We start from the raw sequence: 25,441 nt of genomic DNA, 5'->3' as shown, positions 1-25,441 counted from the left end.
GCTAAGGTGAACCAGTCTTATTAGCCTTAGTCGAATGGCATCGTTAGCCACGTTGACTTTTTGTCAACATGAGGTTACCAGTGTGAGCTGGCAACGAATTAAGGTGGAACCACGTTCAAAACGTCCTTTTAGCAATTTTGCTAGAAGGGCGTTTTTTTATTAAAATCAATGATCAAAAAACGTTAAGGAGGCGTTGGCAATGTTAAGTAATCTTTTACCACTCGGTACGCGTGATGAGTTCGGACGACGGGCTGCCACGAAGCAACAATTAATTTCGGTGATCCAAGCCCATTTTAAGCAACGCGGGTTAGCGCCGATAGCAACGCCGTTATTAGAGAATCAAGCGGTCTTTGATCCGTACCAAATGGGCAACACCCAATTGTATCGGTTGTTAGATCCGGAAGGCCAGACCTTAGTGTTGCGGCCAGATATGACGTTGCCGATAGCCCGCTTCTTGAGCGCCACGAAAATCCCATTACCGCAAAAGTTTAGTTACGTTGGCGATATCTTTCGGGTGAGTCGTCGTTTGTCGGGGTCTTATAACCAAATGACCCAAGCGGGTGTCGAACTGATTGGGTATCCGTCATTAAAAGCAGAGTTGGAATGTTTAGCGATTGCCAATCAACTCAGCGCTGAACTGATCGATGATGCCGTTGAGATTGAACTCGGGGATGCGCAATTTGTACCGCAAGTCGTGGCGACCTTGACGGCTGATCCCGCTGAACAAACAGCAATCAAACAAGCGTTGTTCAATAAGCAAGTCCCACGATATGAAGCATTAATTGCGGCGTACCAAGATCAAGCCTTATATCCATTCTTACAACAATGGCCACGGTTGTTTGGTGATCCAGCGACAATTTTTAAGCAATTGGCGACCGCGTCCTTACCCACCATTGTGGACGGTGCGGTTGCCCGGTTGAAGACGGTGGTGCGTTGGATGCAAACCACGATGCCTGAACAAGCAGTTTCGATTGATCTTAGTAGCCAAGCACCACAGAAGTATTATACTGGCCTGACTTTTCGTGGCTATTCGCAAGCCGGCGCTGGGTACTTATTCAGCGGGGGACGTTATGACCAGTTACTGGCGAACTTTCAAGCTAATAGTGAACCAGCAGTGGGGATGGGCTTAGACCTGGACTTGTTGACTGAATTAGCGCTCAAACAGGCCGTACCGACCCCGCGCCAGTTGATTTACTTTCAACCAGCGCAATGGTCACAAGCGGAACAGTTGTTGTTGAAATACCAGCAGGCTAGTTTGAGTTTAGCGGATAACGTGGCGGCTGCAAAGCAAGAAGCCGCACAGATGGGTGCCACTTTGATTGATTTGACGGAAGGTGACTTAGATGAGTGACTCACGATTAAAAATCGCTTTAACGAAAGGTCGGGTTGAGACGCAGGTCTTACCCTTATTAGAACAAGCCGGGGTTGATTGTTCGTTAGTACGGCATAAGCAACGGCGGTTGATCTTTGATTCCACCACCCAACCGTATGAATTCATCCTCGCAAAAGGCCCGGATGTGACGACGTTTCTCGAACGGGGCGCTGCCGATATCGGTATTGTCGGCAGTGACATTCTGGTTGAACATCAAAGTACGCAATATGAATTATTAGATTTAGGGGTCGGCCAATGTCAATTCGTCTTAGCCTCGACTGCCGATTTTGACCCACAAGCCCCACAACGTAAGATTATTGGGACCAAATATCCGTTAATCACGAAACGTTACTTTGACCGGTTGGGCCAAGACGTGGAGATTATCAAGATTGAAGGGTCGGTAGAATTGGCACCGTTAACCGGTTTAGCGGATGCCATCGTTGATATCACTGAAACCGGTACGACGATTCGGGAGAACCACTTACAGATTTATGATTATCTACAACCAGTTTCTACGCGGTTAGTTGTCAATCGACTAGCGCTCAAGCAACATCAAACCGCTATCTTCTCATTAGTCGATCAACTGGCCGCCGTCGTGAATGCCAATGCAGAAAAGGAAGTCTCGCAATTATGAAAATTATTAATGAAGATTTAGCGACTTTAAAAAAGTTAGTCCAGACTAAAACGCAACAATTAACTGACGCCAAAGTGGTTGCCGCCGTCCAAAAGATTATCGCTAATGTGATTGAAAATGGCGATACCGCCTTAAGAGCCTATGAACAACAATTCGATAACGTTGATATTGATCAATTCAAGCTCGATCAAGCTACGATTGATGCGGCTTATGAGCAATTAGATCCAGCGGTTAAGCAGGCGTTGTTACTCGCTAAGCGCAACATTACCAGCTTCCACGAAAAGGAAAAGGCGACGGGCTTTATTGACGCCGAACAACCGGGGGTCTTGCGCGGACAAAAGTTATTGCCACTAAAGCGGGTCGGGTTATACGTGCCAGGTGGGACGGCAGCCTATCCGTCAACGTTATTAATGAGTGCCTTACCGGCCAAGATTGCCGGTGTCGATGAAGTTATTATGGTGACACCACCTCAGCCAGATGGCATTAATCCTGCCGTGTTAGCCGCTGCTAAAATCGCTGGTGTCGATGCAATCTATCAAGTTGGCGGTGCCCAAGCGATTGCGGCTTTGGCATACGGGACGGATTCCATTCCGCAAGTTGATAAGATTATCGGTCCCGGGAATGTCTTTGTGGCAACGGCGAAGAAGCAAGTCTTTGGTCAAGTGGCCATTGATATGGTTGCTGGTCCTTCAGAAATTGGGATTATTGCCGATGATAGTGCTAATCCGCGCGAACTGGCTGCCGACTTATTGAGCCAAGCGGAACATGACAAGTTGGCACGGCCCATCTTAATCACTGATAGTCCCAAGCTAGCTCAAGCGGTTAGTGACAATGTGACTTCACAGTTGAGTGTTTTGCCACGAACGGCAATTGCCACGGCATCCGTTAATGAAAAAGGGTTTATTGCAGTCGTTGACCGGGTTGAAGATATGTTTGAGTTGATGAATACGGTCGCTCCGGAACATTTAGAGATTCAGTTAACAAACCCAACCCAGTACTTAAACTTGATTCGTAATGCGGGGTCGGTCTTCTTAGGCCGTTATGCTTCCGAACCTTTAGGTGATTACGTCGCTGGTCCCAATCACATCTTACCTACCAGTGGGACGGCACGGTTTAGTTCACCTTTAGGCGTTTACGATTTCGTCAAACGCACGTCCTTTATTCAATATACAAAACCAGCCTTAGCTAAAGAAGCTAAAGCCATCACTACCTTAGCACGAGTGGAAGGTCTAGAAGGTCACGCCCGTGCGATTGAAGCCCGTTTTGACACGTACTACGACTAGGAGGTCCTATTTATGCGACAAGCAACCATTAAACGCGTCACCCAAGAAACACAGATTGAAATTAGTTTGAACTTAGATGAACAGAGTGGCATTGAGATTGATACGGGAATTGGCTTTTTAAATCACATGCTGAACTTATTCGCCAAGCACGGTCGTTTCGGCCTGGTTGTCAAAGCACATGGCGACTTGGATGTTGATCCGCACCACACGACTGAAGACACCGGGATTGTCTTAGGTGAGTGCTTCAAAAAAGCGTTGGGCGATAAAGTCGGCATCGAACGCTACGGGACAGCATTTGTGCCGATGGATGAGACGCTCGGCCAAGTTAGTGTCGACTTGAGTGGTCGCTCATACTTAGTCTTTGACGCCGAATTAACCAATCCACGCTTAGGTGGACTGGATACGGAAACCGTTGAAGACTTCTTCCAAGCGGTTGCCTTTGCAGCCGAGATGAACTTACATGCGCGGATTCTTTACGGTCGGAATACCCACCACAAAGTTGAAAGTTTATTCAAAGCTTTGGGTCGCGCGATGCGGGCGGCGGTCACAGTTAATCCCGACATTATCGGCGTGAACTCGACGAAGGGCGTGATTTAGATGTTTGCAATCGTGGATTACGATACCGGGAACACCCGCAACTTGCAAAAAGCATTTGCTTATTTACAAGTACCGACGACCTTAACAGCTGATCCAGCAGTCTTAACGCAAGCGGACGCCGTTATCTTACCAGGAGTTGGCGCCTTTGCTGCGGCGATGACCGCCTTAAATAACCGGCAACTAGTTCCCGTCTTGCAACAAGTAGCGCAAGCGGGCAAGCCGATGTTGGGGATTTGTTTAGGCATGCAATTATTGTTTGAACGCAGTAGCGAATACGGCGATCACGCGGGGCTCGGTCTATTGCAAGGCCAAGTGACTGCGATTCCTAGCGATTTAGGTGTAAAAGTGCCACAGATGGGCTGGAATGAAAATGAACTACAACAGCCCAATAGTCCCTTTGCCAGTATTGATGGTGCGTATACGTATTTCGTGCATTCGTACTATGCGGTCAGTCCAGCTGAGCAGATTGTTGCGACCGTCCAGCATGGCGTGGCAATTCCGAGCATCGTCCAACGGCAAAACGTCGTTGGCATGCAGTTCCATCCGGAAAAAAGTGGGCAAGTCGGGTTACAGCAACTAGCAAGTTTTAAGGAAATGGTGAGTGCCAATGATTTTTCCAGCAATTGATTTAAAAGCCGGCCAGAGCGTCCGCTTATATCAAGGTGATTTTAGTCAAGCGACCTTGATTAACGCGGACCCGGTCGTGCAAGCGCAACAAATTAATGCCGCCGGATTACAACAGTTACATTTAGTTGATCTAGATGGGGCAAAATCTGGTCGACCAGAAAACTTGGCCACGGTGGCCGCGATTCGGGCGGCCTTTAATGGAACACTGGAGCTAGGCGGCGGGATTCGTAGCTATGACTTAGCGGCTCGTTACCTAAAATTAGGCGTAGATCGTTTAATTATTGGCTCCGCAGCTTTGACTGATCCGGCGCTAGTGAAGCGGTTATTAACCACATTTGGTGGTGAACGCATCGTGATCGGCGTTGATGGTCAGGATGGGCAAGTGGCAATTAACGGTTGGTTAGAACAATCGCAGACCAAGATGAGCACACTGATTCAAACGATGATGGCGAGTGGTGCTAAGCACTTTGTCGTGACTGATGTCGCTCGCGATGGCACCATGCAAGGGCCTAACTTGAATTTACTTGGTCAGTTACATGCTCAATTGCCCCAAGCGCAACTTGTTGCTAGTGGGGGCATTCGCAATGTGGCCGATTTGCAGACACTACAGGCGATGGGCATTGCCGATGCCATTATCGGTAAAGCTTTGTATGAAGGGTCCGTTACCTTGGCAGAACTAGCGGAGGTGGATGCATGTTAGCAAAACGACTTATTCCTTGTCTCGATGTGGCCGATGGGCGCGTCAAAAAGGGTGTGAACTTTGTGCACCTAACCGATGTCGGCGACCCAGTTGCCATTGCCGCGGCCTATCAGCAGCAAGGCGCCGATGAATTAGTCTTTCTAGACATTTCAGCGACTAATGAACATCGCAAAACAATGGCAGCGTTGGTTGAACAAGTTTCCGCCCAAGTCTTTATGCCCTTAACGATTGGTGGTGGCATTAGTAGTGTCGCTGATATGCAGCGGTTATTAAAAGCCGGGGCCGATAAAGTCGCCATTAATTCGGCCGCCGTTGCTGACCCGCAGCTAATTCAAGCGGGGGCCGAAAAGTTTGGCAATCAGTGTATCGTGGTTGCCATTGACACTGCTTGGGATGCGACAGCCCAACAATACCGGGTGTATACCCATGGTGGTCGTCAAGCAACGGACTTGGAGACGATCGCTTGGGCTAAGCAAGCCGTGGCGTTAGGTGCTGGTGAATTATTGGTGACGAGCATGGATCGCGATGGCACTAAAGCAGGCTTTGACTTAGGCCTCTATCAAGCGTTAGGGGCGGCAGTTAAAGTGCCCATTATCGCCTCTGGTGGGGCCGGTGGGTTAGCCGACTTCGTGGATGTTTTCCAACAATCCCCAGTGGATGGGGCGTTGGCGGCCTCCGTGTTCCATTATGGTGAGCTGACCATTAGTGAAGTTAAGCAGGCGTTACGGCAAAAGGCGGTGGTTGTGCGATGAATGAACAACCTGATTTTGAAAAAGGGGCCGGGCTAGTGACGACCGTCGTGACAGATGCGCAGACCAAGGATGTATTGATGGTCGCTTGGATGAATGCGGAAAGTTATCGGCGGACCCTCGCGAGTGGTCAGACTTGGTTTTGGTCCCGGTCGCGGCAAGAGTTATGGCATAAAGGTGCAACCAGCGGTAATTTACAAGATGTGGTCAGTATTAAGCTCGATTGCGACAATGACACTTTGCTTATTGCGGTGACGCCGCATGGGCCAGCGTGTCATACCGGCCACAAGAGTTGTTTTTTTAAGACAGTCAAATAAGAGAGGATTATCACTTATGCAAAATATGGAAGACTTATATCAATTAATCGCCCAACGGCAAAAAAATCCGAAAAAAGGGTCGTATACCGATTATTTATTTACCGAAGGACTCGATAAAATTTTGAAAAAAGTCGGTGAAGAGTCGACGGAAGTGGTCGTGGCCGCTAAAAATCCAGACGACGATGCCTTAGTCTACGAAACAGCCGACTTGTTCTACCACGTCTTAGTGTTGTTAGTTCAACGTGGGGTCAGCTTTGATCAGATTAAGGCCGAACTCGCTAAGCGGGAAGGTAAAATGAGTGACTTTAAGGACCGCCCCAAAATCAAGAATTTGTAGGAGGCCTTTTATATGAAGGAAAGCATTCAAAAGTTAACACCGTATGTGCCCGAAAAACCGTTGGCGACGCTCAAAGCAGAGCTTGGCTTAGACCGGTTAGTTCGGTTATCGGCCAACGAGAATCCTTATGGGACCTCACCCAAAGTCGCAGCGGCGGTAAAAAGCTGGGACTTCAATCAAAGTAATCGTTATCCGGATGGCGATGCGACTGCTTTGCGGCAAGCGATTGCGACCCAACAACAAGTTGATCCTGTCCAACTGGTCTTTAGTGTGGGGCTAGATGAAATGATTGTGATGGTTTCGCGGACCTTTTTAGCTCCCGGTGATCAAGTCCTCGTTTCAGCGCCAACCTTTTCAGAATATGGGTTGCATGCAGAGATTGAAGGAGCGCGCTTAGTCTCGGTACCAACCTTAGCTAATGACCACGTGGACTTTCAAGCATTGGCGCAAGGGTTGACATCAGCGGTCAAAATGGTCTGGTTATGCAATCCGAATAATCCAACCGGGACAGTTGAAACCTTAGCGGACTTAGAAGCCTTTATTCAACAAGTTCCCGCGGAAACGATTGTGCTAATTGATGAAGCATACCTTGACTTTGTTCCGCATGCCGGCGCAGTTTCAGCGATGCAATTACCGCGTCGTTACCCGAATGTGGTGGTGATGCGGACGTTTTCTAAGGCTTATGGGTTAGCCAACTTCCGCGTGGGCTATGCCGTTTTCTCCAAGCAATATGCCCCAACGATGCAGTCAGTGCGGTTACCTTATAATTTGAACTCACTGACGCAAGTCGCAGCATTAGCAGCCGTTCAGGATCAAGATTTTGTTCGGCAGACCGTTGCTAAAAATGCGGCTGAACGGGACAATTGGCAGCAGTTCTTTCAGGCGCAAGGGATTCAAGCTGACGAGTCCGCGGCTAACTTCATTTTCTTTTACTATCCACAAGCGGATCAGTTAGCGGATTACCTATTACATCACGGGTACAGTTTACGAACTGGTTTGCGACCAGATTGGCTGCGGTTGACGATTGGGACTGCCGCGGATGGGGCGCAACTGCGGGCGTTGATTAAGGCCTATGCGGTGTAGGAATTAGATTAAAAAAATAATTATTGGCAGTTAAAAACGGTCGCCGGTTGGTTGGCCGTTTTAATGTGTTAAGCGGTAAATTGGCTAAGATTTAGATCATTAGGGGTTGTGATAACTCAAGTTAGATATTTTTCTCACAAGGCGTATAATTAAAATTATATGAAATAAGTACACTTGGTGCTAGTTAGTTTAAATTGCCACTCTGGTTGGGCCAGAATCGGCTGGAACGTGGTGGCCACGTTTTCGAGCCAAAGTGCGGTCTCGAAAGCCGGGCTTTATCTAGGTCGGAAAATCACCGACTAAGATAAACGACACCACTGAGCCAATTCTGGCTCGCCCGGCGTTAATTAACAGGGAATAATGATTATTTATTATCGACCACAAATTTAGCCGAGAGGTTGGTTCCTAAAATGCTCAGCCGTGTCGTTGGCCTTAGTGTGAGTGGTTTTCTCGGACTTAGGCCAAGGCCAGTTTTGAAGACCGGGCTTTGGCTTCAAAATGGCCCATGGCGTTCCAGCGTTTTAGGAACCAACCGGCAGGCGGCAATTTCAACTAGCACCAAGCGTGAAATAAGTAGAAGGGAGCACGTCAGGATGCGTTTTATTGAACAACTGTACGCGCCATTTTTCAGCCTTGAAAATTGGCGTCAGATTATCACCACCCCTGATGATTGGATTATTATCTTATCATTGGCCCTGATTGAGTGCTTGTTGTCCGTGGATAATGCTGTCGTCCTAGCCGCTCAGACCCAAAGCTTGGATTCTGTGAAGGATCAAGAAAAATCATTGTTTTACGGGTTGTGGGGGGCTTATATCTTCCGCTTCATTGTGATCGGGATTGGGACCTATCTGATCGGCTTCTGGGAAATCAAGATTTTAGGCGCTGGTTATTTAATTTATTTAGTTTATCAATTCTTTACGAAAAAAAAGCAGACGACGGCTAAGCCGAAAAAACAACGCCGCTTTTTGGGCATGAGTCAGTTTTGGTCAGTCGTGGTTCAGATTGAGTTAATGGATATCGTCTTCTCAATTGACTCAGTGTTAGCGTCGTTGGCGATTTCGAAGAATCCAGTGATTGTGTTAATCGGTGGAATGATTGGGATTGCGGCCATGCGTGGAATCGCTGAAATCATCATGCGCTTGATGCAAAAGATCCCTGAACTAGAGACGATGGCCTATTGCTTAATTGCCATCATTGCGCTTAAACTATTCCTATCAATTCCGGCAATTGATATTGAAATTCCTGCGGTGGCCTTTGGTTTAATTGTTTTAGGGGCTGTGGTAATCACGTTAATCATTCATTTTATTCGGCAAAGTCGCAAAACAGCGCCGGATAAAGACCAGAAAGGATGACTCATAATGAAACTTGGTTTAATTGGTACTGGTGTGATGGGGGCCGCAATTGCGCATAATTTGATGGCTGCCGGTTATGAAATGACGGTCTATAATCGCACGAAACGAAAGGCTGATGCACTTGTCGCTGAAGGGGCAGTCTGGGCGGATACGCCGGCTGCCGTGGCTGCGGTTAGTGATGTGGTCTTGACGATGGTCGGTTTCCCTAAGGACGTGGCACAAGTTTATTTTGGTGAAGACGGAATTTTTACGAGTCTGAAACCAGATAAAACGGTGATTGATATGACGACCAGCCAACCAAAGTTAGCGGCAAAAATTGCGGCTTACGCGGCTGCCCATGGCTTTCATGCCTTGGATGCCCCGGTATCTGGTGGGGATATTGGTGCTAAAAACGCAACCTTAACGATTATGGTTGGCGGTGATCCCGCGACTTATCAAGCGATGCAACCGATATTTAAGGTGATTGGACATCAAGTCAACCACTTTGGCGCGGCTGGCGCTGGTCAGCATGCGAAGATGGCCAACCAGATTATGATTGCCGGAACGATGACTGGCTTAACGGAAATGTTACTTTATGCTAAGGCAGCGGGGCTTGATACTGAAAAAGTTTTAGCAACCCTCGCTAGTGGTGGCGCGGATAATTGGAGTATGGACAATTACGTGCCCCGTATCTTGAAGAATGACTACACGCCCGGTTTCTTTGCCCGGCATTTCTTAAAGGATCTACGCATTGCGTTGACGGAAGCCGATGCAATGGGCTTAGACTTAGTCGCCACCGCCCAAGCTAAACGGTTATATGAAGTGATGGTCGATGTTAAAGGTCTCGGTGATCAAGGGACGCAAGGCTTGATTAATATTTACAAGTAAAGTTAAACCTAAAAAAGACGCCCAATTGGACGTCTTTTTTGATATTGGTGGTTGGATTAAACTGCCACTCTGGTTGGACCAGAATCAATCCAGGCCGTCCGGAGCGGTAATTTAATTATTTCAAGGAATCAATCGCTTTTTGCGCCGCAATATTCATGATATTCCAAGGCCGGTCGAAGCCAGGTTGGAAGAAGAAGTCGGTATAAGCTAAGTCGTAAACGGTTAGGTTAGCTTGGATGGCTAGTGAAATCGTATTGATATTCGCCGTGACATCCTTTTTCGACATAATTTGGGCGCCAAGAATGCGACCGTCTGCTGGGTCAAAAGTGAGCTTGAACCAGACCTTAGCGTTGCCAGCATCATTTGGAACAAAAGCCGGTTGAGCCGTCTCGGTGACTAGGACTGATTGGCTCTTAACGCCTAGTTTTTCACTAGTCCCAGCTTTAATCCCAGTTGAAGCGAAGTGGTAATCGAAGACGGATAACGCTGACGAGCCGGAGACCGCTGGCATGGTGACCTGGTCACCGAAGATGTTTTTGGCGGCAATCCGGCCTTGTCGCCGTGCATTCGTCGCTAAAGCAATCCGGTTTGATTGGCCGGTTGGAGCGAATGGGACAAGCGTGGCATCGCCCACGGCATAAATATTGGGATCACTGGTTTGAAGGTAATCATTAATCTTGATTAAGCCATGGTCATCTAAAGCCACCACATCTTTTAAGAAGCCCGTATTAGCCCGAATTCCAGCCGCAGAAATAACTAGATCAGCGGGGTACTCGCCTTGGTCAGTAATCAGCTTGGTGACTTTACCATTCTTACCTTCAAAGGCTTTGACACCTTGACCAGTGGCAGCTTGAATCCCATGGTCAGCCATCGTTTGGGTCAGGGTGTCGGTGAATTCAGCATCCAGATAAAGACTCAGTAGGCGTGGTAGCATATCGACAATGGTGACGTGTTTGCCAGCCTTGGCGAAGACTTCCGCGGCTTCAATACCGATATAGCCAGAACCAATCACAACAACATTTTTGATGTTGGGATCAACGGTCTTCGCCTTGAGCTTGATGGCCCAGTCACGTCCACGCATCGCGTAGACATTTTCTAAGTCATGCCCGGGAACGGGTAAGTCGAATGGTACCGCGCCGACCGCCAAGACGAGCTTGTCATAGCCTTCATCCCGTTCTTCACCGGTCGCGTGATTAATCACGTGGACGGTTTGCCGATCAGGATGAACGGTCGTAATTTCTTGCTCCGTATAGACATGAACGCCTTGTGCTCGCATCCCAGCTGGTGTGGCATAGCTAACGGCATTAACATCTTTGACCGTGCCTTCCAAGTAGAGTTGCATCCCGCAGGATAGGAAGGACAAAAAGTCGCCTTTTTCGTACCACTGAATCTCAGTTTCGGGATGGGCTGCTAAAATCCCACGAACTGTTTCATAACCACCATGTGAAGACCCCACAACGATAACTTTCATAATAACTGCCTCCAATAAATTTTAGATTAGAACTGTTCTAATATCTAAGGTAACACTAATCGTACACAATTAAAAAGAAAGCAACTTATTTATTTTATGTGGGTCCAGCCAATTAAAAAGTGGACTAGAATCAGCTGAGATTCTAGTCCACTTTTTAGCTATTCGATGGTATCAAAGAAACTTAAGAGCTTATCTTTGGTTAAGGCGGCTTTTTCAGCGCCGCGCACATCGTATTTGATCTGTCCTTGATCCAGCACAATCAAACGATTACCGTACTTTAAGGCATCGTCCAAATGATGCGTGATCATTAAGCAGGTCAGCTTTTCTTGGGTGACCCGTTGATTGGTTTGCGTCATTAGTTCGGCACTAGTCTTGGGGTCTAACGCTGCCGTATGTTCATCCAACAAGAGTAGGTCGGGATGCTGTTCAGTCGCCATCAGGAAGCTCAATGCCTGGCGTTGGCCACCAGAAAGGCTCTCCGTGGCGGTGCTTAAGCGTTCTGATAAGCCGTTATTCATGGTTGCCGTCAATGCTTTGAAGTGCGGTAGTGATTGCTTTAAGCGTCGTAAACGTAAGGTGCGCCGTTTGCCTCGTTGACTAGCTAATAGTAAGTTTTCAGCGACCGTCATCCGCGGCGCCGTGCCCATCTTCGGATCTTGAAAGACGCGGGCTAGAAAGGCCGTCCGCTTTTCAACGGATAGATGGGTAATGTCGTGATCTTTGAGTTGGATGTGGCCGTCGTTAACTGGCAATTCACCACTAATCGTATTGAAGAGGGTCGATTTCCCGGCACCATTGGAACCAAGGACAGTGATGAAGTCACCAGCGTAAATATCTAAATTCAAGTGCCGTAAAATCATCACTTCATTCGGCGTGTTGACGTTGACTTTAGTCACGATATTGGTTAATGAAAGTAATGGAGTTTCAGTTTTCGTCATATTTAGCCACACCTTTCTTTAGGACTTGATTTAAATGCAACTTTTTGCTGAGTTGCGGCAACATTAGGCAGACTGCCAAGATAATCGCGGACAATAAGTTCAAATCGTTAGTGCTGAAACCTAATTGCAACACGATTAAGAGGACGAAGCGATATAAGATACTGCCTAAGGTGACGGCAACTAACCGTTGATTCAAGGTCAGTTCACCAAAGACAACTTCGCCAATAATAATTGAGGCGAGGGCGATGACGATAATCCCAATCCCCATGTTCACATCGGCATAACCGTTATTTTGGGCAATTAAGGCGCCACCCATCCCAATCATCCCATTGGAGACCATCAAGCCCATCATGGTCATGTTATCGGTGTTAATCCCGATTGACCGCGCCATGATCCGATTATCACCAGTGACGATAAAGGCTTGGCCAAGATTGGTCTGTAGGAACAAGATGAGTAGGACGGTGACAATCAGAATGACCACTAAGCCGATGAAGACACTGTCAAAGTATTTCGGTAAAGATTGTAAGAAATGACCTGAGAAAATGGTTTGCTTGCCTAGTAAGGAAACGTTGGCACTACCCATAATTCGCAAGTTGACCGATAAACAAGCGGTCATCACTAAAATACCGGCTAATAAAATCGGAATTTTACCTTTCGTGTAGAGCAGGCCGGTAATTAATCCGGCTGCGGCCCCTGTTACAAAGGCTAATAATGTCGCCGCATATGGATTCATCCCGTGGGCAATCGCCGTGACAGCGGTGGCCGCCCCGAGTGGGAACGTGCCTTCAACCGTCATATCTGGGAAATCTAAGATTCTAAATGTTAAGAACAAGGCAATCCCTAAAATGGCCCAGAGTAAGCCTTGTCCAATACTCGATACAATCATGCTCATTTGAAGATTTCCCCTTTCTGTTTGGCTTCCTTAATCACACTAGCTGGGAAGGTAATCCCAAGCTTCTTAGCTTCGGTGAGGTTCAATGTCATCTCACCTTTAGTAATTAACTTAATAGGATAGGTGGCAGGTGACTTGCCTTTTAAGACTTTAGCCGCCATTTCACCGGATAATTTACCAAGTTCAAATTGGTTAACGGATAAAGTAGCTAAGCCGCCATCTTTGACCATCGTATCAACTGCTGGAATGACCGGCACTTTGGCTTTGTTAGTGACTGAAATCAACGTCTTCATGGCACTGGCAACCCCGTTATCTTGTGGGGCATAGACGGCGTCAACTTGTGACGCCATCGTTTCAGCGACTTGTTGCATATCATTAGTAGAAGAAATCGTGTAAAGCTTGTAAGCGACGCCTTCCTGCTTGCAAATCTTAGCGAACTTCTTGGCGTTATATTCACCACCGTGATCCGAAGTTGTGTAGATAATCCCAATTTTCTTTGCTTTAGGGACCAGCTGCCTTAGTAAATCTAAATGGGACTTTAATGGTGATTCACCAGATGTCCCAGTGACATTACCACCGGGATGTTGGTTGCTCTTAATCAAGCCACCGCCAACGGGGTCGGTAATTCCGGCAAGAATTACGGGGGTATCCTTACCCGCGGCATTCGCTAAAGCCTGTGCGGACGGGGTTGCAATGGCAATCGTTTCATCAGCGTTTTCGTTGATGAACTTTTGGCTCATCGTCTTTAAGTTACTTTGATCACCTTGGGCGTTTTGATAATCAATCTTAATATTCTTACCAGGCGTATAACCGCCAGTTTTAAGCCCGGCGATAATGCCACGATGAATGGCGTCTAGGGCTGGATGGGTCTGGAGTTGGAGAATCCCAACCGTTGGTACTTTTTTGGTACTAGTTGTTTTGGTCGTGGTCGAATTGCCAGTCATGAAAAAGGCAATGCCGAGAAAAACGATGAGCGCGCTAATAAATGCAAGCATTCTTTTCAATTTGGTCACCTCATATAATGAATTGTGTTTGGGTTGGAGCAGGTGGATTGTTGTTGGGCCGAAACGTGTTCGGACCAACTGCGCCTTCCGCTTAGCTACGCCAGTCAACCATCCGGAAGTTCACCGGATAATTGACTAGCTAGGCTAATGCTCAGGAGCAACCCGTTGGTCCTCACACTCTGGAATACAAAAAAGGGCAAACCAGTAAGCTCTGGTTTGCCCTTTACGGAACCGAAGCCTGCTGTGTCTAAAACCCATGCAGACTTCTTTGAATATCAAAGTTAGCCGGCACAGATACAAACTGTTTGCCAGATTGTATCCGTGTGGCGGAATTACAATCTGAATCGCCGGCTTTGCCATGAACTATTCAAGTTGCGTTGTGCTAACTTTGTCATCCTTGGTTCCTCACTTTCCGTTAATTGATTGAATTCAGTATAGGCAAAGTTAAAATGTCTGTCAAGTCTATTATTAAAAAAATATGAGAAAACAACGAGTGAATGCTCAATAAAGGTTCCGATACGGATTAAATTTGCCACTCTGGTTGGGTCAGAATCGGCTGGAGCGTGGTGACCACGTTTTCGAGCTATAGTGCGGTCTCAAAAGTCGAGGGTTATCTAAGTCGGAAAAACACCGACCAAGATAAACGACACCACTGAGCCAATGCTGACTCGCTCAACGTTAACTAATAACGGATATTAAAAAATAATGATTAATTATTTTCAGTTCAGTCATTTAGCCGAGCAGTTGTTGCTAAAATGCTCAGCCATGTAGTTGGCTTTAGTGCGAGTGTGCTTCTCGAATTTAGGTCAAGGTCAGTTCGGGCAGCTAAATTAATGTCGATAATAAAAGAATGGAAACTGAGTTGACAATTAAAAAAGATGGTGTTAGATTAATAGTACATTAGAAAATGATTAAGACGTTGAAGAGAAGAGTAGCGTTGTGACCAACTCCCCAGAGAGCTTCGAAGTGGTGTGAGAAGCAGTTGTGAGCAAAGTGAAGATGAGCTTGGAGTCATGATTCGGGTCGCAAGGCTACGAATGCGGTGGCAACCGATATATTGCGGAGTATCCCCATTTGGCGGGGTACTTGTCGAGGTTATCATTGTGAGATGGTAACGAATCACGGTGGTAACGCGAAAGCTTTCGTCCGGTAGTTTCCTTAGGGAGACTATTGGGCGGGAGCTTTTTTTGTAGAGTGTGAGCGAGGGCGGGAGCTTCTGAGCATTGGCCTAGCTAGTCAATTGTCTCGGTGATTTTCCGAGATGGTTGACTAGCGTAGCCAAGCGGAGGAAGCTGCCCGAGCGAACACGTTTCAGAAAACCTACATAGTACACTCAAAACTAACTAAAGAGAGGAAGTCATCAAAATGACCGTAACTGCAGTAAACGGCTTACTAAAAGCCCAACAAAAATGGATCAATCAACCCCAAGGTGGCGCGCCAATGCGGCTGTTAATCTTGAACTTGATGCCGACAAAAGTCACGACGGAACGCCAATTCTTAAGTAACTTCGCTGCGGTGCCTGGTGACTTCGAGATCACCTTTATGTATCCGGCGACTCATCAATTCAAAAGTTTATCGCGGGAGACGGTGGCGGCTGCGTATGTCAGCTTGGACCAAGTCTACGACCAACATTTTGATGGCTTAATCATCACCGGTGCACCGGTTGAAAAAATTGACTTTGAAGCGGTGGACTATTGGGATGAGTTTGGAACGATTGTGGATTGGGCACAAACGCACGTGACCCAAACGTTATTTGAATGCTGGGCCGCCCAAGCTGGCTTGTACTATCAGTTCAATATTCAAAAGCGACTCGTTGCTCAAAAAATCTTCGGTATTTACATGGCCACGAGTTTAGATGAGCAGTCGCAATTGGCACACAATCTTAGTGCTGGCGGGTTGTTGAAGATGCCCCAATCCCGTCACACGCAGTTGGTTTTACCAACCACCGTACCGAGTGACTTGCACGTGGTGGCGACTAACGATGAGATTGGACCGTTGATTATTACTGCACCAGCGGCTAACGCCGTTTATGTTACCGGTCATCCGGAATACGATACGGATACCTTAGCGAATGAATATTTCCGTGATCAGCGCAAGCACTTACCAATTGAATTGCCCAAATACTATTTTAAAAATAAAAACTTGCAGACAATCAATGATAGCTGGCATCAGACGAGCCATCAATTATATGCCAATTGGATTGAAACTCTTAAATTAACGAAAGTAGGTCTTTAATAATGACAACATCTAATGAAAAGTTACACTTTGAAACGCTCCAAGTTCATGCGGGTCAGACGGTGGACGAAACCGGGTCACGAGCTGTGCCGATTTATCAAACAACCTCCTATGTTTTTAAGGATGCTAAAGAGGCGGCTGGGCGCTTTGCCTTGACGGATGCCGGAAACATTTATACGCGGTTGACTAATCCCACGACGGATGTTGTCGATAAACGAGTCGCCGCGCTGGAACACGGTACCGCGGGCGTGACGTTAGCAACGGGTTCGGCGGCGATTACCGCGGCAATTTTAAACATCGCTGAACAGGGTGATGAGATTGTCGCGGCTAACACGTTATACGGTGGGACGTTTGACTTATTTAGCGTCACTTTGAAAAAGCTAGGCATTACGACGCACTTTGTAGATCCAGACGAACCGACTAACTTTGAAGCGGCAATCAATGAACATACCAAAGCGTTGTATGTTGAAAGTATTGGAAATCCGGGCATTAATCTGGTCGACTTTGAAGCGATTGGTAAGATTGCTCATGAGCACAATATTATCTTTATCGTGGATAATACGTTTGGGACGCCTTATCTGGTGCGGCCATTGGAACACGGTGCTGATGTGGTTGTGCATTCCGCGACCAAGTTCATTGGCGGTCATGGGACGACCATGGGCGGCGTGATTGTTGAAGGTGGGACGTTTGATTGGCAAGCGAGTGGTAAATACCCTGGCTTTACTACCCCAAGTCCTCAATATAATGGGCTGGTCTTTGCTGACTTAGGTGGTGCGGCCTTTACGACGAAAGTCCGGGCAGAAACCTTACGTGATACTGGCGCGACAATTAGCCCATTTAATTCGTTCTTGTTGTTACAAGGCTTAGAGTCTTTATCATTGCGGGTGGAACGTCATGTGGCTAATACGCGTAAGATTGTTGACTATTTAAATGCCAATCCGAAGGTCGCTTGGATCAACTATCCTGAACTCCCTGACAGCAAGTATCATGCGCTTGCGACGAAGTATTTTCCTAATGGCGTTGGTTCAATCTTTACCCTCGGTTTAACCGGTGGTGAAGCGGCAGGGAAGGCGTTAATCGAGCATTTGCAATTATTCTCGTTACTAGCCAATGTGGCGGATGCCAAGTCGTTGATTATTCATCCGGCGTCAACGACCCATGCACAACTTAATGAACAGGAATTACTAGCAGCCGGAGTCACACCGGATTTGATTCGGATTTCAGTCGGCGTAGAAAATGTGGATGATTTGATTGCGGATTTGGATCAAGCATTGGCACAACTTTAAGTAACAACCATTAGAAAGGCGTGATTAAAAATGACAACGACAATTGCAGTGGGCATGTTAGGACTCGGAACAGTGGGCAGTGGTGTCGTGATGCGGTTAACGCAAGCGGCTCGTAAAATTGAACAAACTCAAGGACTCCGGTTACAACTAGCAGCGGTTGCCGTGCATCATTTGAATGCGCCACGGGCAGTGACGTTACCCATCGGCACGCGTTTAACGGATTCCATCGAGTCAGTCGTCACTGATCCTAAGATTCAATTGGTGATTGAAGTTATGGGAACGTTGAAGACGGCGGAACAAGCCATTGTTACAGCACTACAGCATGGCAAATCAGTCATTACGGCTAATAAGGATCTGATTGCAACGGCCGGGGACCGGTTAACGACTTTAGCTCAGCGTCAACATTGTGACTTATTCTATGAAGCTAGTGTCGCCGGCGGTATTCCCATTCTACGGACGTTGACGGATAGCTATGCGACGGATCAGGTGACGGCAGTCGCTGGGATTATTAATGGGACGGCTAACTACATCTTAAGTGCCATGACAGCGGGCAAGTCTTATCCACAAGCGTTAGCCGCCGCACAACGGGCCGGTTATGCTGAAGCTGATCCAACGAACGATGTCGGTGGGTTAGATACGACTTACAAATTAATGATTTTAAGCCAGTTTGCTTTTGGTCAGCAGTTGACGATCAATCAAATTGCCCCGCAAGGTATAACGCGATTGACCGCTGAACAGTGCCAACAAGCCGCTCAAGCTGGCTGGCAAGTTAAATTACTCGCGCAAGCGCAACGCTTTGGTGACCAGTTGGCTTGTCGAGTTGCGCCGGTGGCCGTGCCACAGACGACTGCTTTGAGTCAAGTCCAAGGGGTACAAAATGGCGTAGCGGTCACAAGTCAAGCGATTGGTAACAGCTTATATACCGGTCCGGGTGCCGGCAGTACCGCCACGGCCAATAGTGTCTTGAACGATGTGATTGTGGCCGCCCAGCAGTTGGTCCGCCAGACTCGGGGTCGCGCTTTTAATCAAAATCATGCTAACTTAGCGGTGACACGCTTAGCTGCCTTACCACAACGATATTTAATTTTCACAGATAGTTCCGTATTGGCTCTCCAACGCGCCGCTAATGAAGGGGAGTTCTCATTAAAACGCCATACCGCTGATTGTTATGAGACCAGTGTTGTAACCACTGACCAATTACAACAATTGACTGTTGATTTAGCCGTTGATGGCCACGGATTAACCGCGTTGCCAATCGCATTTTCAACCGTTTCAACAACGGCTGCGGCTAAAACGGTGCAACCAGTTCACGTTGCGATTTGAAAAAGGACGCTGACGTACAGTATACTGTATGTGAGCGTCTTTTTTTGTGGCGTTATTCGCTGGTAGTGTCATGATGGTGATGCTGTCGAAACGTGTTCGGGCCAGCTGCGACCTGTGCTTGCGACGCTATCCAAACAACTCGGAAAATTCACCGAGTTATTCGGATAGCTAGGCAATGCTCAGTCGCAACCCGCTGGCCCTCACACTCTTGAATTGGAGTGAAATAAATGAAAATTGCGGTAGTCACTGATAGTTCCGCAAATCTGTCCGCTCAGGCGGCACAAGATTACAAAATTACCGTGGTAAATGATCCAATTATGTTTGGTAACCACGTGTACCATGAAAATGTAGATATTAATGCCGATCAATTTTACCGATTATTAAAAGTAGAAAAAGATATTCCGACGATTTCCCAAATTTCAATGCCGGAGATGCAAGTGGTTTTTGACCAATTGCAAGCAGCCGGTTATGATCAAGTGCTAGTGGTTGGCTTGAGTAGTGGAATTAGTGGGTATATTAATAATCTCAAGACTTACGCGCCATCCGTAAAAGGCCTTGCCGTGGAAGTCTTTGATTCACGGACCGCCTGTGCTGGGACCGCGAATATGGTGAAGTTAGCGGCAGCGATGGCGTTAGCTGATTACAGTATGGCTGATATCTTAGCCCAACTGGATCTCTTGCGGACAACCACGCAGACTGTTTTGATCGTCAATAGTATGCGGCATCTGGTCAAAAATGGTCGTATCTATAATAATAGTAGTTTAGCTGGGACGATGGTCTTACGTAATAAACCGATTATTACCTTTAATGAGCATGGCAAGATTCAAGTACTGGGTAAAGAACGCACGTTAAAAAATGCGCAACAAGCTGTGCAAGATGAGTTTAACCGGTTCGTGATTACGAGTGAACAACCCGTTCGCTTGGATATCATTAATGCCAATGATCCGCAGATTGCGGAAGATTGGACCAGTGAACTCCGTTATCAATTCCCAGCGGTTCGAGTTAAGACTGGTGAGATTGGGCCGTTAATGGGTGTTCTAACGGGGGAACATGCGCTGGGCATGATTTGGTCGTATGATTGGAAACCATTGCTAAATACGCTTAATCAGCAGCGCGTCGTTGATTAAGAAAGTTAAGTCTTAACGGCGATTAACTGGCTAATAGCGGGTAGCTTGGTTAAGATTCAATCGTGGTGTCATCAAGGGTTGACAGTTGTGATAAATGATATTATGGTTATAACATTAAAGCTTGATGAAAAAGTCAAAATGGTTTGAAGGAGTCGTTAGATTGACATGCGAAGCAAGCACCGGTCGCTGGGAAGGTGTCATGGCAATCTAATTAAAGTTCAATCATGACGCGAACTTTTCGAGGTTCGCTGGGGGCACCCATTAGCGTGCATACGTTTAGTGATACTGAACGTACTGAGGAATCGTGAGTGATTACGATTCAAACTAAGGTGGTAACCCGTGTGAAACGTCCTTTGGATTTTTAAATCCATTGGGCGTTTTTTCGTTGAGTTGAACACATAAGCTAGTTGTTCCACCTCCACATAGCAGTTTCACATAGCATTACTATTAAGGATTCCAGCACACATAAAGTATGTTTGGTGCTAAATTGCCACTCTGGTTGGCCCAGAATCGGCTGGAACGTGGTGGCCACGTTTGGAAGCCAAAGCGCGGTCTTCCAAGCCGGGCTTTATCTAAGTCGGAAAGTCACCGACTAAGATAAACGACACCACTGAGCCAATTCTAGGCCGCCCGCCGTTAATTAACGGGAATTAATGACTATTCATTGTCGGCCACAGATCTAGCCGAGAGGTTGGTTCCTAAAATGCTCAGTCGTGTCGTTGGCCTTAGTGCGAGTGTTCTGCTCGGGCTTAGGCCAAGGCCAGTTTTGAAGACCGCACTTTGCTTCAAAATGGCCCATGGCGTTCCAGCGTTTTAGGAGCCAACCGGCAGGCGGAAATTTTAACTAGCACCAAGTGTTAAAGTGCCATTATTGATGGCTTCAGTCACGAGGCCCTGTCAGCTGATAGGGTTAAATTTAAATTATTTATGAAAAGTTCTGAATTTTTTCAGAACTTTTTTCATTTTCTTAAAAACTGATTTAATCATAATGAAAACGGTTATTTTGATATTGGTCTATACATAAACGAGCCCGATAAGCTTTTATCTAAATAACTGCTGTGCTAGTATTTAGAACGTGTTAGAAAAGATGACAGGGAGAAATTGGTATGAAGACATATTTTCAACGGATTGGGCAATCGTTAATGTTGCCGATTGCGACGTTACCCGCCGCAGCAATTCTAGTCGGGATTGGTAACTATTTACCAAAGGCTTGGATTTTATCACGATTTTTAATTAACGGCGGTGACGTCGTTTTAAATAATTTAGCTTTATTATTTGCGGTCGGCTTAGCGGTCGGCATGTCAACGAATAAGGATGGGGCGGCAGCGATTGCCGGGGTTGTCGCTTACTTAGTACCTGTATCAATGTTAAAGCCAACTGGAACCAATGGGTTGGCGAACTTGCTGGCGATTAATGCCAGTGCTGCTCAGCCAGCGTTTAGACAAATCAATAACAATGTTTTATTTGGGATTGCAGCCGGCTTGATTGCGGCGGCACTTTACAATAAGTTCCATGAAGTAAAATTACCGATGGCGTTGTCCTTCTTTAGTGGGAAACGCTTAGTGCCAATTTTAGCGGCATTTGTCATGTTGATTGTTACCGCGGTGATGTATTTTGTTTGGCCATTCTTCTATGATGCCATCGTATTATTTGCCACAAGTATTTCAAAGTTAGGCTTTGTTGGGGCCGGGTTATATGGCTTCTTCAACCGGTTATTGATTCCAACTGGATTACATCATGCATTGAATTCAGTGTTCTGGTTCAATGTCGCTGGGATTAATGATATTGGGAACTTCTGGGCCAGCAAGGGGATCAAAGGGGTTACCGGGATGTATGAAGCCGGCTTCTTCCCAATTATGATGTTCGGATTACCCGCGGGGGCCTATGCGATTTATCGTAATGCGCTACCAGAACGTAAAAAAGAAACGGGGTCGTTGATGCTGGCCGGGGCCTTTGCCTCATTCTTTACTGGCGTCACTGAACCCTTGGAATTCTCATTTATGTTTGTTGCTTGGCCATTATACGTGTTGCATGCTGTTTTCATGGGCTTATCATTGGGCTTTGCGGCCTTGATGCACTGGACAGCGAGCTTCTCATTTAGTGGTGGTTTAGTCGATTATTTGTTAAGTTTCCGGATGCCATTAGCCAACCAGCCTTACATGTTGATCGTGCAAGGGGTTGTCATGGCCGGTATTTATTACTTTGGATTTGATTTTGCTATTAAAAAGTTTGATTTAAAAACGCCGGGTCGCGAACCGCTTGCGGAACCGGCTGAAGACGCGCCCGCGGTGGCGACAGCTGATGGTGATGATAAGTATATGAAGCAAGCCAAACGCATCTATGCGGCGATTGGCGGGCACGATAATATTAGTGTCATCAACAATTGTACGACGCGTTTACGGTTACAATTAAAAGATACCGGTAAAGTGGATCAAGCGGCGGTTAAAGCAGCGGGCGTTCCCGGATTAAATATCTTGGATGTGCATAACATTCATATTGTGATTGGGACGGAAGTGCAATTCGTGGCCGAAGCCTTACAACAATTAGACGATGGTCGTGTGAGTGCAACACCACAACCAGAGTTAGCTTTAGCTGGCGCTGGTGGGACTGAATCAGCTGACACCACAGCAACGGTTGAACAACCAAGTGTCGCGACTGTTGCCAAAACAACGATCTTGCATGCACCAGCGACTGGTACCTTAATGCCAATTAGTGACGTCGCCGATGAGACGTTTGCCCAAAAGCTGTTGGGGGATGGCTTTGCGGTTGAACCAACCAATAATGAAGTGGTCGCACCAGTGAGTGGTGAAGTGACCAGCATCTTCCCAACCAAGCATGCACTTGGTCTGAAGACGGCCTCAGGGTTAGAAATCTTGCTCCATATGGGGATTAACACGGTTGAAATGAACGGGACGCCATTTGATTTGCACGTAGAAACTGGTGATCAGATTGCTGCTGGTAGTGCAGTTGCCACGGTTGATCTGGATGCCATCAAAGCGGCAGGTAAAGCCACAACGATGATGGTGGTTATTACGAACATGGATCAAGTTGATCATTTTGAAATGAACCAAACTAAGACGGTTGCCGCCGGTGATATTATCGGGGCAGCGGAATAAGACGATTGAATCAGCGTTAACGTGGTGACACGTTAGCGCTGATTTTTTATAGTTGGATTAAGTTGTCACTCTGGTTGGCCCAGAGTCGGCTGGAACGTGGTGGCCGCGTTTTCGAGCCACAGGGCGGTCTCGAAAGCCGGGCTTTATCTAAGCCGAAACCCACGACTAAGATAAACGACACCACTGATCCAATTCTGGCCCGCCCGGCGTTAATTACCGGTAGGCGGCAAGCTTAACTAATACCAAGTATAGTTAATGTATGTTTTGGAATAAGATTGTTAAGTCATAGGGAGTGGGGTATTATAAGAATAATGATTTGCGGTTATATAAAGAATTGGTCATTTGGGCCAGATATAAAGCTGATTGCTAGTCAAGCTTGACACAAGCAGCATTAATTGTTTTATGAGATGTTAGATTTGGAGGGACTTTCGTGCAACTATTCGGTGACATCGTGGTGTTTATCTATCTTATGTTAGCGTTATGTGTGGGCGTTTACCATTTATTGAAGCATGTCCATAATCATAGTGGCTGGGTTTTAGTGACCGCGGATACAACTTTAACGGTTGCGACGATGCCGATGTTAGTTATCTTTGGCATGTTAGTGTTGGCAGATTTGCAGTTGTTGAGTTAGGGAAAGCTTTAGGGTGCCTCTTATTTGCATTTTTACATCTGTCACACTATCATTTCATTTGGGCTTATCCCTTAATCATTGGGATAACTCGCTATCCAATCACGGCGTTGTGGCGTGCGACATAGACGTTACAGGGTGGCATCTATGTCCATTTGTTTGCAGATATTGTCTTAATTATGGGGACGTTGTTTTAAAAACAAAGGGTGAGGGACATGTTAATGGTTAATAAACTCATAAACGGCGTTAAGCAGTATCCAGTTAGAAGTCTAATTATTGTTTGCGTTATCAGCCTGTTAATCTATCTGATTAGTGATTCTTCAGTGATTAGTTCGTTTATTCAAGGTTTTAAGGATGGTTATGCTGGAAAATAGTCTGGTGGATTAAGCTATAAAAATAATTGTTTTAAGCTAGCAAGTGAAAAAACGGTTGAGTTTGTACGCAGTCCATCTCAAGTTAATGGATAAAATACGATAATTTTACTCAAGCGACTTCATCATGATGGCGTCGTTTCTTTGTCTCGGTCGTATTTTTTAGTTAGCTTTTAATTTGCTACTCAAACGTACTGGTCTTACATCAAAAATCACGCTCAAATTCTATTATGGATAGAATTTGAGCGTGATTTTTTTTGAGACTCATGAATAGATTGGAAATCAGTTATTAGTTCCGGTTGCTTGTAAGGGCGTGATTTTTAATTGGATTTGCCAACCCAATCCGCACGCATAACGATTTAAAGTTGTTAGTGATGGAATTGAATCTAAGTTTTCGATTTTAGCCAGTTGTGGTTGTTTCATGCCCAGAATTGCAGCAAAGTCTTTTTGTGAAATTCCGCGTTTTAAGCGTTCAACTTGTAAGGCGCTAAGTGTATCAATGATGAATTTTTCTTCGTCACTAAATGAATGTAATGCTTTTTTTATAGTCATGCCAGTTCCACTCACTCATGAACAATCATTCCTTTCGGTTTAGCCAGTCTTCAAAATTATTGAGGAATTTTTCAATTTCTCGATAGTCAGTTTTATTTTGTCGCTTAGTATAGTGGTGTAATAATATGATTCGATTATGATCTAACGTTGCAAAAAATATACGTTCAGGTATTGACCGTAATCGTAAAGACGATAGTTGTAGTCCTTCAACAATTTGCTCTGTGGTTAGCCCAGAATCGGCTGGAACGTGTTGGCCGCGTTTGGAAGCTAAGTGCGGTCCTCCACAAGCCGGGGGTTATCTAAGTCGGCAAATCACCGACCAAGATAAACGACACCACTGAGCCGATTTTGGTCCGCCCGGTGTTAATTAACGTGAATTAGTGTATCTATTGTCGACCATTAATTTAGCCGAGAGGTTGGTTCCTAAAATGCTCAGCCGTGTCGTTGGCTTTAGTGCGAGTGGTCTGCTCGGACTTTAGGCCAAGGCCAGTTTTGAAGACCGCGCTTGAGGCGTACCCCAAAAGTTGGAACTTATAATTTAACAGTTTGTTGTTCGAACACTACTGGTGATAAGTCGTTC

The 25,441-nt window shown here is 46.4% G+C and carries 24 protein-coding genes and 1 other annotated feature (1 of these 25 cut by a window edge); of the genes, 18 read left to right on the top strand and 6 right to left on the bottom strand.

Annotation, left to right across the window (positions count from 1 at the left end; genetic code table 11):
• Window positions 1-131 (top strand) — a binding site (T-box leader); it begins 104 nt to the left of the window's first position.
• A 68-nt stretch (window positions 132-199) separates the two neighbouring features.
• The 12 genes from FFM77_RS10995 to FFM77_RS10940 all read left to right on the top strand — a co-directional run bounded on the left by FFM77_RS10995 (window position 200) and on the right by FFM77_RS10940 (window position 9,918).
• Complete coding sequence (locus FFM77_RS10995) at window positions 200-1,351, top strand: ATP phosphoribosyltransferase regulatory subunit (RefSeq protein ID WP_137635813.1); 1,152 nt, start codon at window positions 200-202, stop codon at window positions 1,349-1,351.
• On the top strand, window positions 1,344-2,006 hold the full coding sequence (hisG, locus tag FFM77_RS10990) for an ATP phosphoribosyltransferase (protein ID WP_137635812.1): 663 nt from the start codon (window positions 1,344-1,346) through the stop codon (window positions 2,004-2,006). The genes FFM77_RS10995 and hisG overlap by 8 nt, the downstream gene beginning before the upstream one ends.
• Window positions 2,003-3,289 (top strand): histidinol dehydrogenase, encoded by a 1,287-nt coding sequence (gene hisD, locus FFM77_RS10985; RefSeq protein WP_137635811.1) that lies wholly within the window; start codon window positions 2,003-2,005, stop codon window positions 3,287-3,289. Before hisG ends, hisD begins: the two co-directional genes overlap by 4 nt.
• A gap of 12 nt (window positions 3,290-3,301) precedes the next feature.
• Window positions 3,302-3,886, top strand: coding sequence for an imidazoleglycerol-phosphate dehydratase HisB (gene hisB / locus FFM77_RS10980; RefSeq protein WP_137635810.1), 585 nt, complete (start codon window positions 3,302-3,304; stop codon window positions 3,884-3,886).
• The gene (hisH, locus tag FFM77_RS10975; RefSeq protein ID WP_137635809.1) at window positions 3,887-4,513 is read left to right on the top strand and encodes an imidazole glycerol phosphate synthase subunit HisH; all 627 of its coding nucleotides are present in this window, start codon (window positions 3,887-3,889) and stop codon (window positions 4,511-4,513) included.
• Window positions 4,494-5,213 (top strand): 1-(5-phosphoribosyl)-5-[(5-phosphoribosylamino)methylideneamino]imidazole-4-carboxamide isomerase, encoded by a 720-nt coding sequence (gene hisA, locus FFM77_RS10970; protein ID WP_137635808.1) that lies wholly within the window; start codon window positions 4,494-4,496, stop codon window positions 5,211-5,213. The genes hisH and hisA overlap by 20 nt, the downstream gene beginning before the upstream one ends.
• Window positions 5,207-5,965, top strand: coding sequence for an imidazole glycerol phosphate synthase subunit HisF (hisF, locus tag FFM77_RS10965; RefSeq protein ID WP_137635807.1), 759 nt, complete (start codon window positions 5,207-5,209; stop codon window positions 5,963-5,965). Before hisA ends, hisF begins: the two co-directional genes overlap by 7 nt.
• Window positions 5,962-6,279, top strand: coding sequence for a phosphoribosyl-AMP cyclohydrolase (hisI, locus tag FFM77_RS10960; RefSeq protein WP_137635806.1), 318 nt, complete (start codon window positions 5,962-5,964; stop codon window positions 6,277-6,279). Before hisF ends, hisI begins: the two co-directional genes overlap by 4 nt.
• Before the next feature lie 16 nt (window positions 6,280-6,295).
• Window positions 6,296-6,616: a phosphoribosyl-ATP diphosphatase gene (gene hisE, locus FFM77_RS10955; protein WP_137635805.1), complete on the top strand. Its 321-nt coding sequence runs from the start codon at window positions 6,296-6,298 to the stop codon at window positions 6,614-6,616.
• Between the two features lie 12 nt (window positions 6,617-6,628).
• Window positions 6,629-7,699 carry a histidinol-phosphate transaminase gene (gene hisC, locus FFM77_RS10950; protein WP_137635804.1) on the top strand — a complete coding sequence of 357 codons (1,071 nt, stop codon included), beginning with the start codon at window positions 6,629-6,631 and terminating at the stop codon, window positions 7,697-7,699.
• A gap of 593 nt (window positions 7,700-8,292) precedes the next feature.
• Window positions 8,293-9,051, top strand: a complete 759-nt coding sequence (locus tag FFM77_RS10945) for a TerC family protein (protein ID WP_137635803.1) — start codon at window positions 8,293-8,295, stop codon at window positions 9,049-9,051.
• A gap of 6 nt (window positions 9,052-9,057) precedes the next feature.
• On the top strand, window positions 9,058-9,918 hold the full coding sequence (locus FFM77_RS10940; protein ID WP_137635802.1) for an NAD(P)-dependent oxidoreductase: 861 nt from the start codon (window positions 9,058-9,060) through the stop codon (window positions 9,916-9,918).
• 115 nt (window positions 9,919-10,033) lie between these two features.
• Here FFM77_RS10940 and FFM77_RS10935 read toward each other — a convergent pair whose 3' ends face one another.
• The 4 genes from FFM77_RS10935 to trpX all read right to left on the bottom strand — a co-directional run bounded on the left by FFM77_RS10935 (window position 10,034) and on the right by trpX (window position 14,214).
• On the bottom strand, window positions 10,034-11,389 hold the full coding sequence (locus FFM77_RS10935) for an FAD-dependent oxidoreductase (protein ID WP_137635801.1): 1,356 nt from the start codon (window positions 11,387-11,389) through the stop codon (window positions 10,034-10,036).
• 158 nt (window positions 11,390-11,547) lie between these two features.
• Window positions 11,548-12,327, bottom strand: a complete 780-nt coding sequence (locus FFM77_RS10930; protein WP_137635800.1) for an ABC transporter ATP-binding protein — start codon at window positions 12,325-12,327, stop codon at window positions 11,548-11,550.
• Window positions 12,314-13,219: an ABC transporter permease gene (locus FFM77_RS10925; RefSeq protein WP_137635799.1), complete on the bottom strand. Its 906-nt coding sequence runs from the start codon at window positions 13,217-13,219 to the stop codon at window positions 12,314-12,316. The genes FFM77_RS10930 and FFM77_RS10925 overlap by 14 nt, the downstream gene beginning before the upstream one ends.
• Window positions 13,216-14,214: a tryptophan ABC transporter substrate-binding protein gene (gene trpX / locus FFM77_RS10920; RefSeq protein WP_137635846.1), complete on the bottom strand. Its 999-nt coding sequence runs from the start codon at window positions 14,212-14,214 to the stop codon at window positions 13,216-13,218. Before trpX ends, FFM77_RS10925 begins: the two co-directional genes overlap by 4 nt.
• A 1,374-nt stretch (window positions 14,215-15,588) precedes the next feature.
• Between trpX and FFM77_RS10910 the strand changes: the two genes are divergently transcribed.
• The 6 genes from FFM77_RS10910 to FFM77_RS10885 all read left to right on the top strand — a co-directional run bounded on the left by FFM77_RS10910 (window position 15,589) and on the right by FFM77_RS10885 (window position 23,941).
• Entirely contained in the window at window positions 15,589-16,458 is an 870-nt protein-coding gene (locus tag FFM77_RS10910) for a homoserine O-acetyltransferase/O-succinyltransferase family protein (RefSeq protein WP_137635798.1), read from the top strand.
• Window positions 16,459-16,460: 2 nt separating this feature from the next.
• On the top strand, window positions 16,461-17,744 hold the full coding sequence (locus FFM77_RS10905; RefSeq protein ID WP_137635797.1) for an O-acetylhomoserine aminocarboxypropyltransferase/cysteine synthase family protein: 1,284 nt from the start codon (window positions 16,461-16,463) through the stop codon (window positions 17,742-17,744).
• A 30-nt stretch (window positions 17,745-17,774) separates the two neighbouring features.
• The gene (locus tag FFM77_RS10900) at window positions 17,775-19,067 is read left to right on the top strand and encodes a homoserine dehydrogenase (protein WP_137635796.1); all 1,293 of its coding nucleotides are present in this window, start codon (window positions 17,775-17,777) and stop codon (window positions 19,065-19,067) included.
• Window positions 19,068-19,294: 227 nt separating this feature from the next.
• Window positions 19,295-20,194 carry a DegV family protein gene (locus FFM77_RS10895; RefSeq protein ID WP_137635795.1) on the top strand — a complete coding sequence of 300 codons (900 nt, stop codon included), beginning with the start codon at window positions 19,295-19,297 and terminating at the stop codon, window positions 20,192-20,194.
• Between the two features lie 1,106 nt (window positions 20,195-21,300).
• Window positions 21,301-23,310, top strand: a complete 2,010-nt coding sequence (gene nagE / locus FFM77_RS10890) for an N-acetylglucosamine-specific PTS transporter subunit IIBC (RefSeq protein WP_137635794.1) — start codon at window positions 21,301-21,303, stop codon at window positions 23,308-23,310.
• Between the two features lie 430 nt (window positions 23,311-23,740).
• Window positions 23,741-23,941 (top strand): hypothetical protein, encoded by a 201-nt coding sequence (locus tag FFM77_RS10885; RefSeq protein WP_137635793.1) that lies wholly within the window; start codon window positions 23,741-23,743, stop codon window positions 23,939-23,941.
• A 650-nt stretch (window positions 23,942-24,591) separates the two neighbouring features.
• Here FFM77_RS10885 and FFM77_RS10875 read toward each other — a convergent pair.
• Complete coding sequence (locus FFM77_RS10875; protein ID WP_137635792.1) at window positions 24,592-24,861, bottom strand: helix-turn-helix domain-containing protein; 270 nt, start codon at window positions 24,859-24,861, stop codon at window positions 24,592-24,594.
• Between the two features lie 25 nt (window positions 24,862-24,886).
• On the bottom strand, window positions 24,887-24,988 hold the full coding sequence (locus FFM77_RS14325) for a hypothetical protein (RefSeq protein WP_379893263.1): 102 nt from the start codon (window positions 24,986-24,988) through the stop codon (window positions 24,887-24,889).
• Between the last annotated feature and the right edge of the window lie 453 nt (window positions 24,989-25,441).

Source organism: Lactiplantibacillus songbeiensis (assembly GCF_005405125.1).
GTDB classification, from domain to species: Bacteria; Bacillota; Bacilli; order Lactobacillales; family Lactobacillaceae; genus Lactiplantibacillus; species Lactiplantibacillus songbeiensis.
The sequence above is the reverse complement of the archived record's forward strand: the minus strand, read 5'-3'. Positions and strand labels throughout refer to the sequence as shown.

Coding starts and splice junctions, on each gene's coding strand:
- FFM77_RS10945 (WP_137635803.1), top strand. CDS start 8,293: ATGCGTTTTATTGAACAACTGTACGCGCCATTTTTCAGCCTTGAAAAT.
- FFM77_RS10875 (WP_137635792.1), bottom strand. CDS start 24,861: ATGACTATAAAAAAAGCATTACATTCATTTAGTGACGAAGAAAAATTC.
- hisF (WP_137635807.1), top strand. CDS start 5,207: ATGTTAGCAAAACGACTTATTCCTTGTCTCGATGTGGCCGATGGGCGC.
- hisH (WP_137635809.1), top strand. CDS start 3,887: ATGTTTGCAATCGTGGATTACGATACCGGGAACACCCGCAACTTGCAA.
- FFM77_RS10900 (WP_137635796.1), top strand. CDS start 17,775: ATGACAACGACAATTGCAGTGGGCATGTTAGGACTCGGAACAGTGGGC.
- FFM77_RS10940 (WP_137635802.1), top strand. CDS start 9,058: ATGAAACTTGGTTTAATTGGTACTGGTGTGATGGGGGCCGCAATTGCG.
- FFM77_RS10925 (WP_137635799.1), bottom strand. CDS start 13,219: ATGAGCATGATTGTATCGAGTATTGGACAAGGCTTACTCTGGGCCATT.
- hisG (WP_137635812.1), top strand. CDS start 1,344: ATGAGTGACTCACGATTAAAAATCGCTTTAACGAAAGGTCGGGTTGAG.
- trpX (WP_137635846.1), bottom strand. CDS start 14,214: ATGCTTGCATTTATTAGCGCGCTCATCGTTTTTCTCGGCATTGCCTTT.
- hisB (WP_137635810.1), top strand. CDS start 3,302: ATGCGACAAGCAACCATTAAACGCGTCACCCAAGAAACACAGATTGAA.
- FFM77_RS10905 (WP_137635797.1), top strand. CDS start 16,461: ATGACAACATCTAATGAAAAGTTACACTTTGAAACGCTCCAAGTTCAT.
- nagE (WP_137635794.1), top strand. CDS start 21,301: ATGAAGACATATTTTCAACGGATTGGGCAATCGTTAATGTTGCCGATT.
- hisA (WP_137635808.1), top strand. CDS start 4,494: ATGATTTTTCCAGCAATTGATTTAAAAGCCGGCCAGAGCGTCCGCTTA.
- FFM77_RS10895 (WP_137635795.1), top strand. CDS start 19,295: ATGAAAATTGCGGTAGTCACTGATAGTTCCGCAAATCTGTCCGCTCAG.
- FFM77_RS10910 (WP_137635798.1), top strand. CDS start 15,589: ATGACCGTAACTGCAGTAAACGGCTTACTAAAAGCCCAACAAAAATGG.
- hisI (WP_137635806.1), top strand. CDS start 5,962: ATGAATGAACAACCTGATTTTGAAAAAGGGGCCGGGCTAGTGACGACC.
- FFM77_RS10995 (WP_137635813.1), top strand. CDS start 200: ATGTTAAGTAATCTTTTACCACTCGGTACGCGTGATGAGTTCGGACGA.
- FFM77_RS10935 (WP_137635801.1), bottom strand. CDS start 11,389: ATGAAAGTTATCGTTGTGGGGTCTTCACATGGTGGTTATGAAACAGTT.
- hisD (WP_137635811.1), top strand. CDS start 2,003: ATGAAAATTATTAATGAAGATTTAGCGACTTTAAAAAAGTTAGTCCAG.
- hisE (WP_137635805.1), top strand. CDS start 6,296: ATGCAAAATATGGAAGACTTATATCAATTAATCGCCCAACGGCAAAAA.
- FFM77_RS10930 (WP_137635800.1), bottom strand. CDS start 12,327: ATGACGAAAACTGAAACTCCATTACTTTCATTAACCAATATCGTGACT.
- hisC (WP_137635804.1), top strand. CDS start 6,629: ATGAAGGAAAGCATTCAAAAGTTAACACCGTATGTGCCCGAAAAACCG.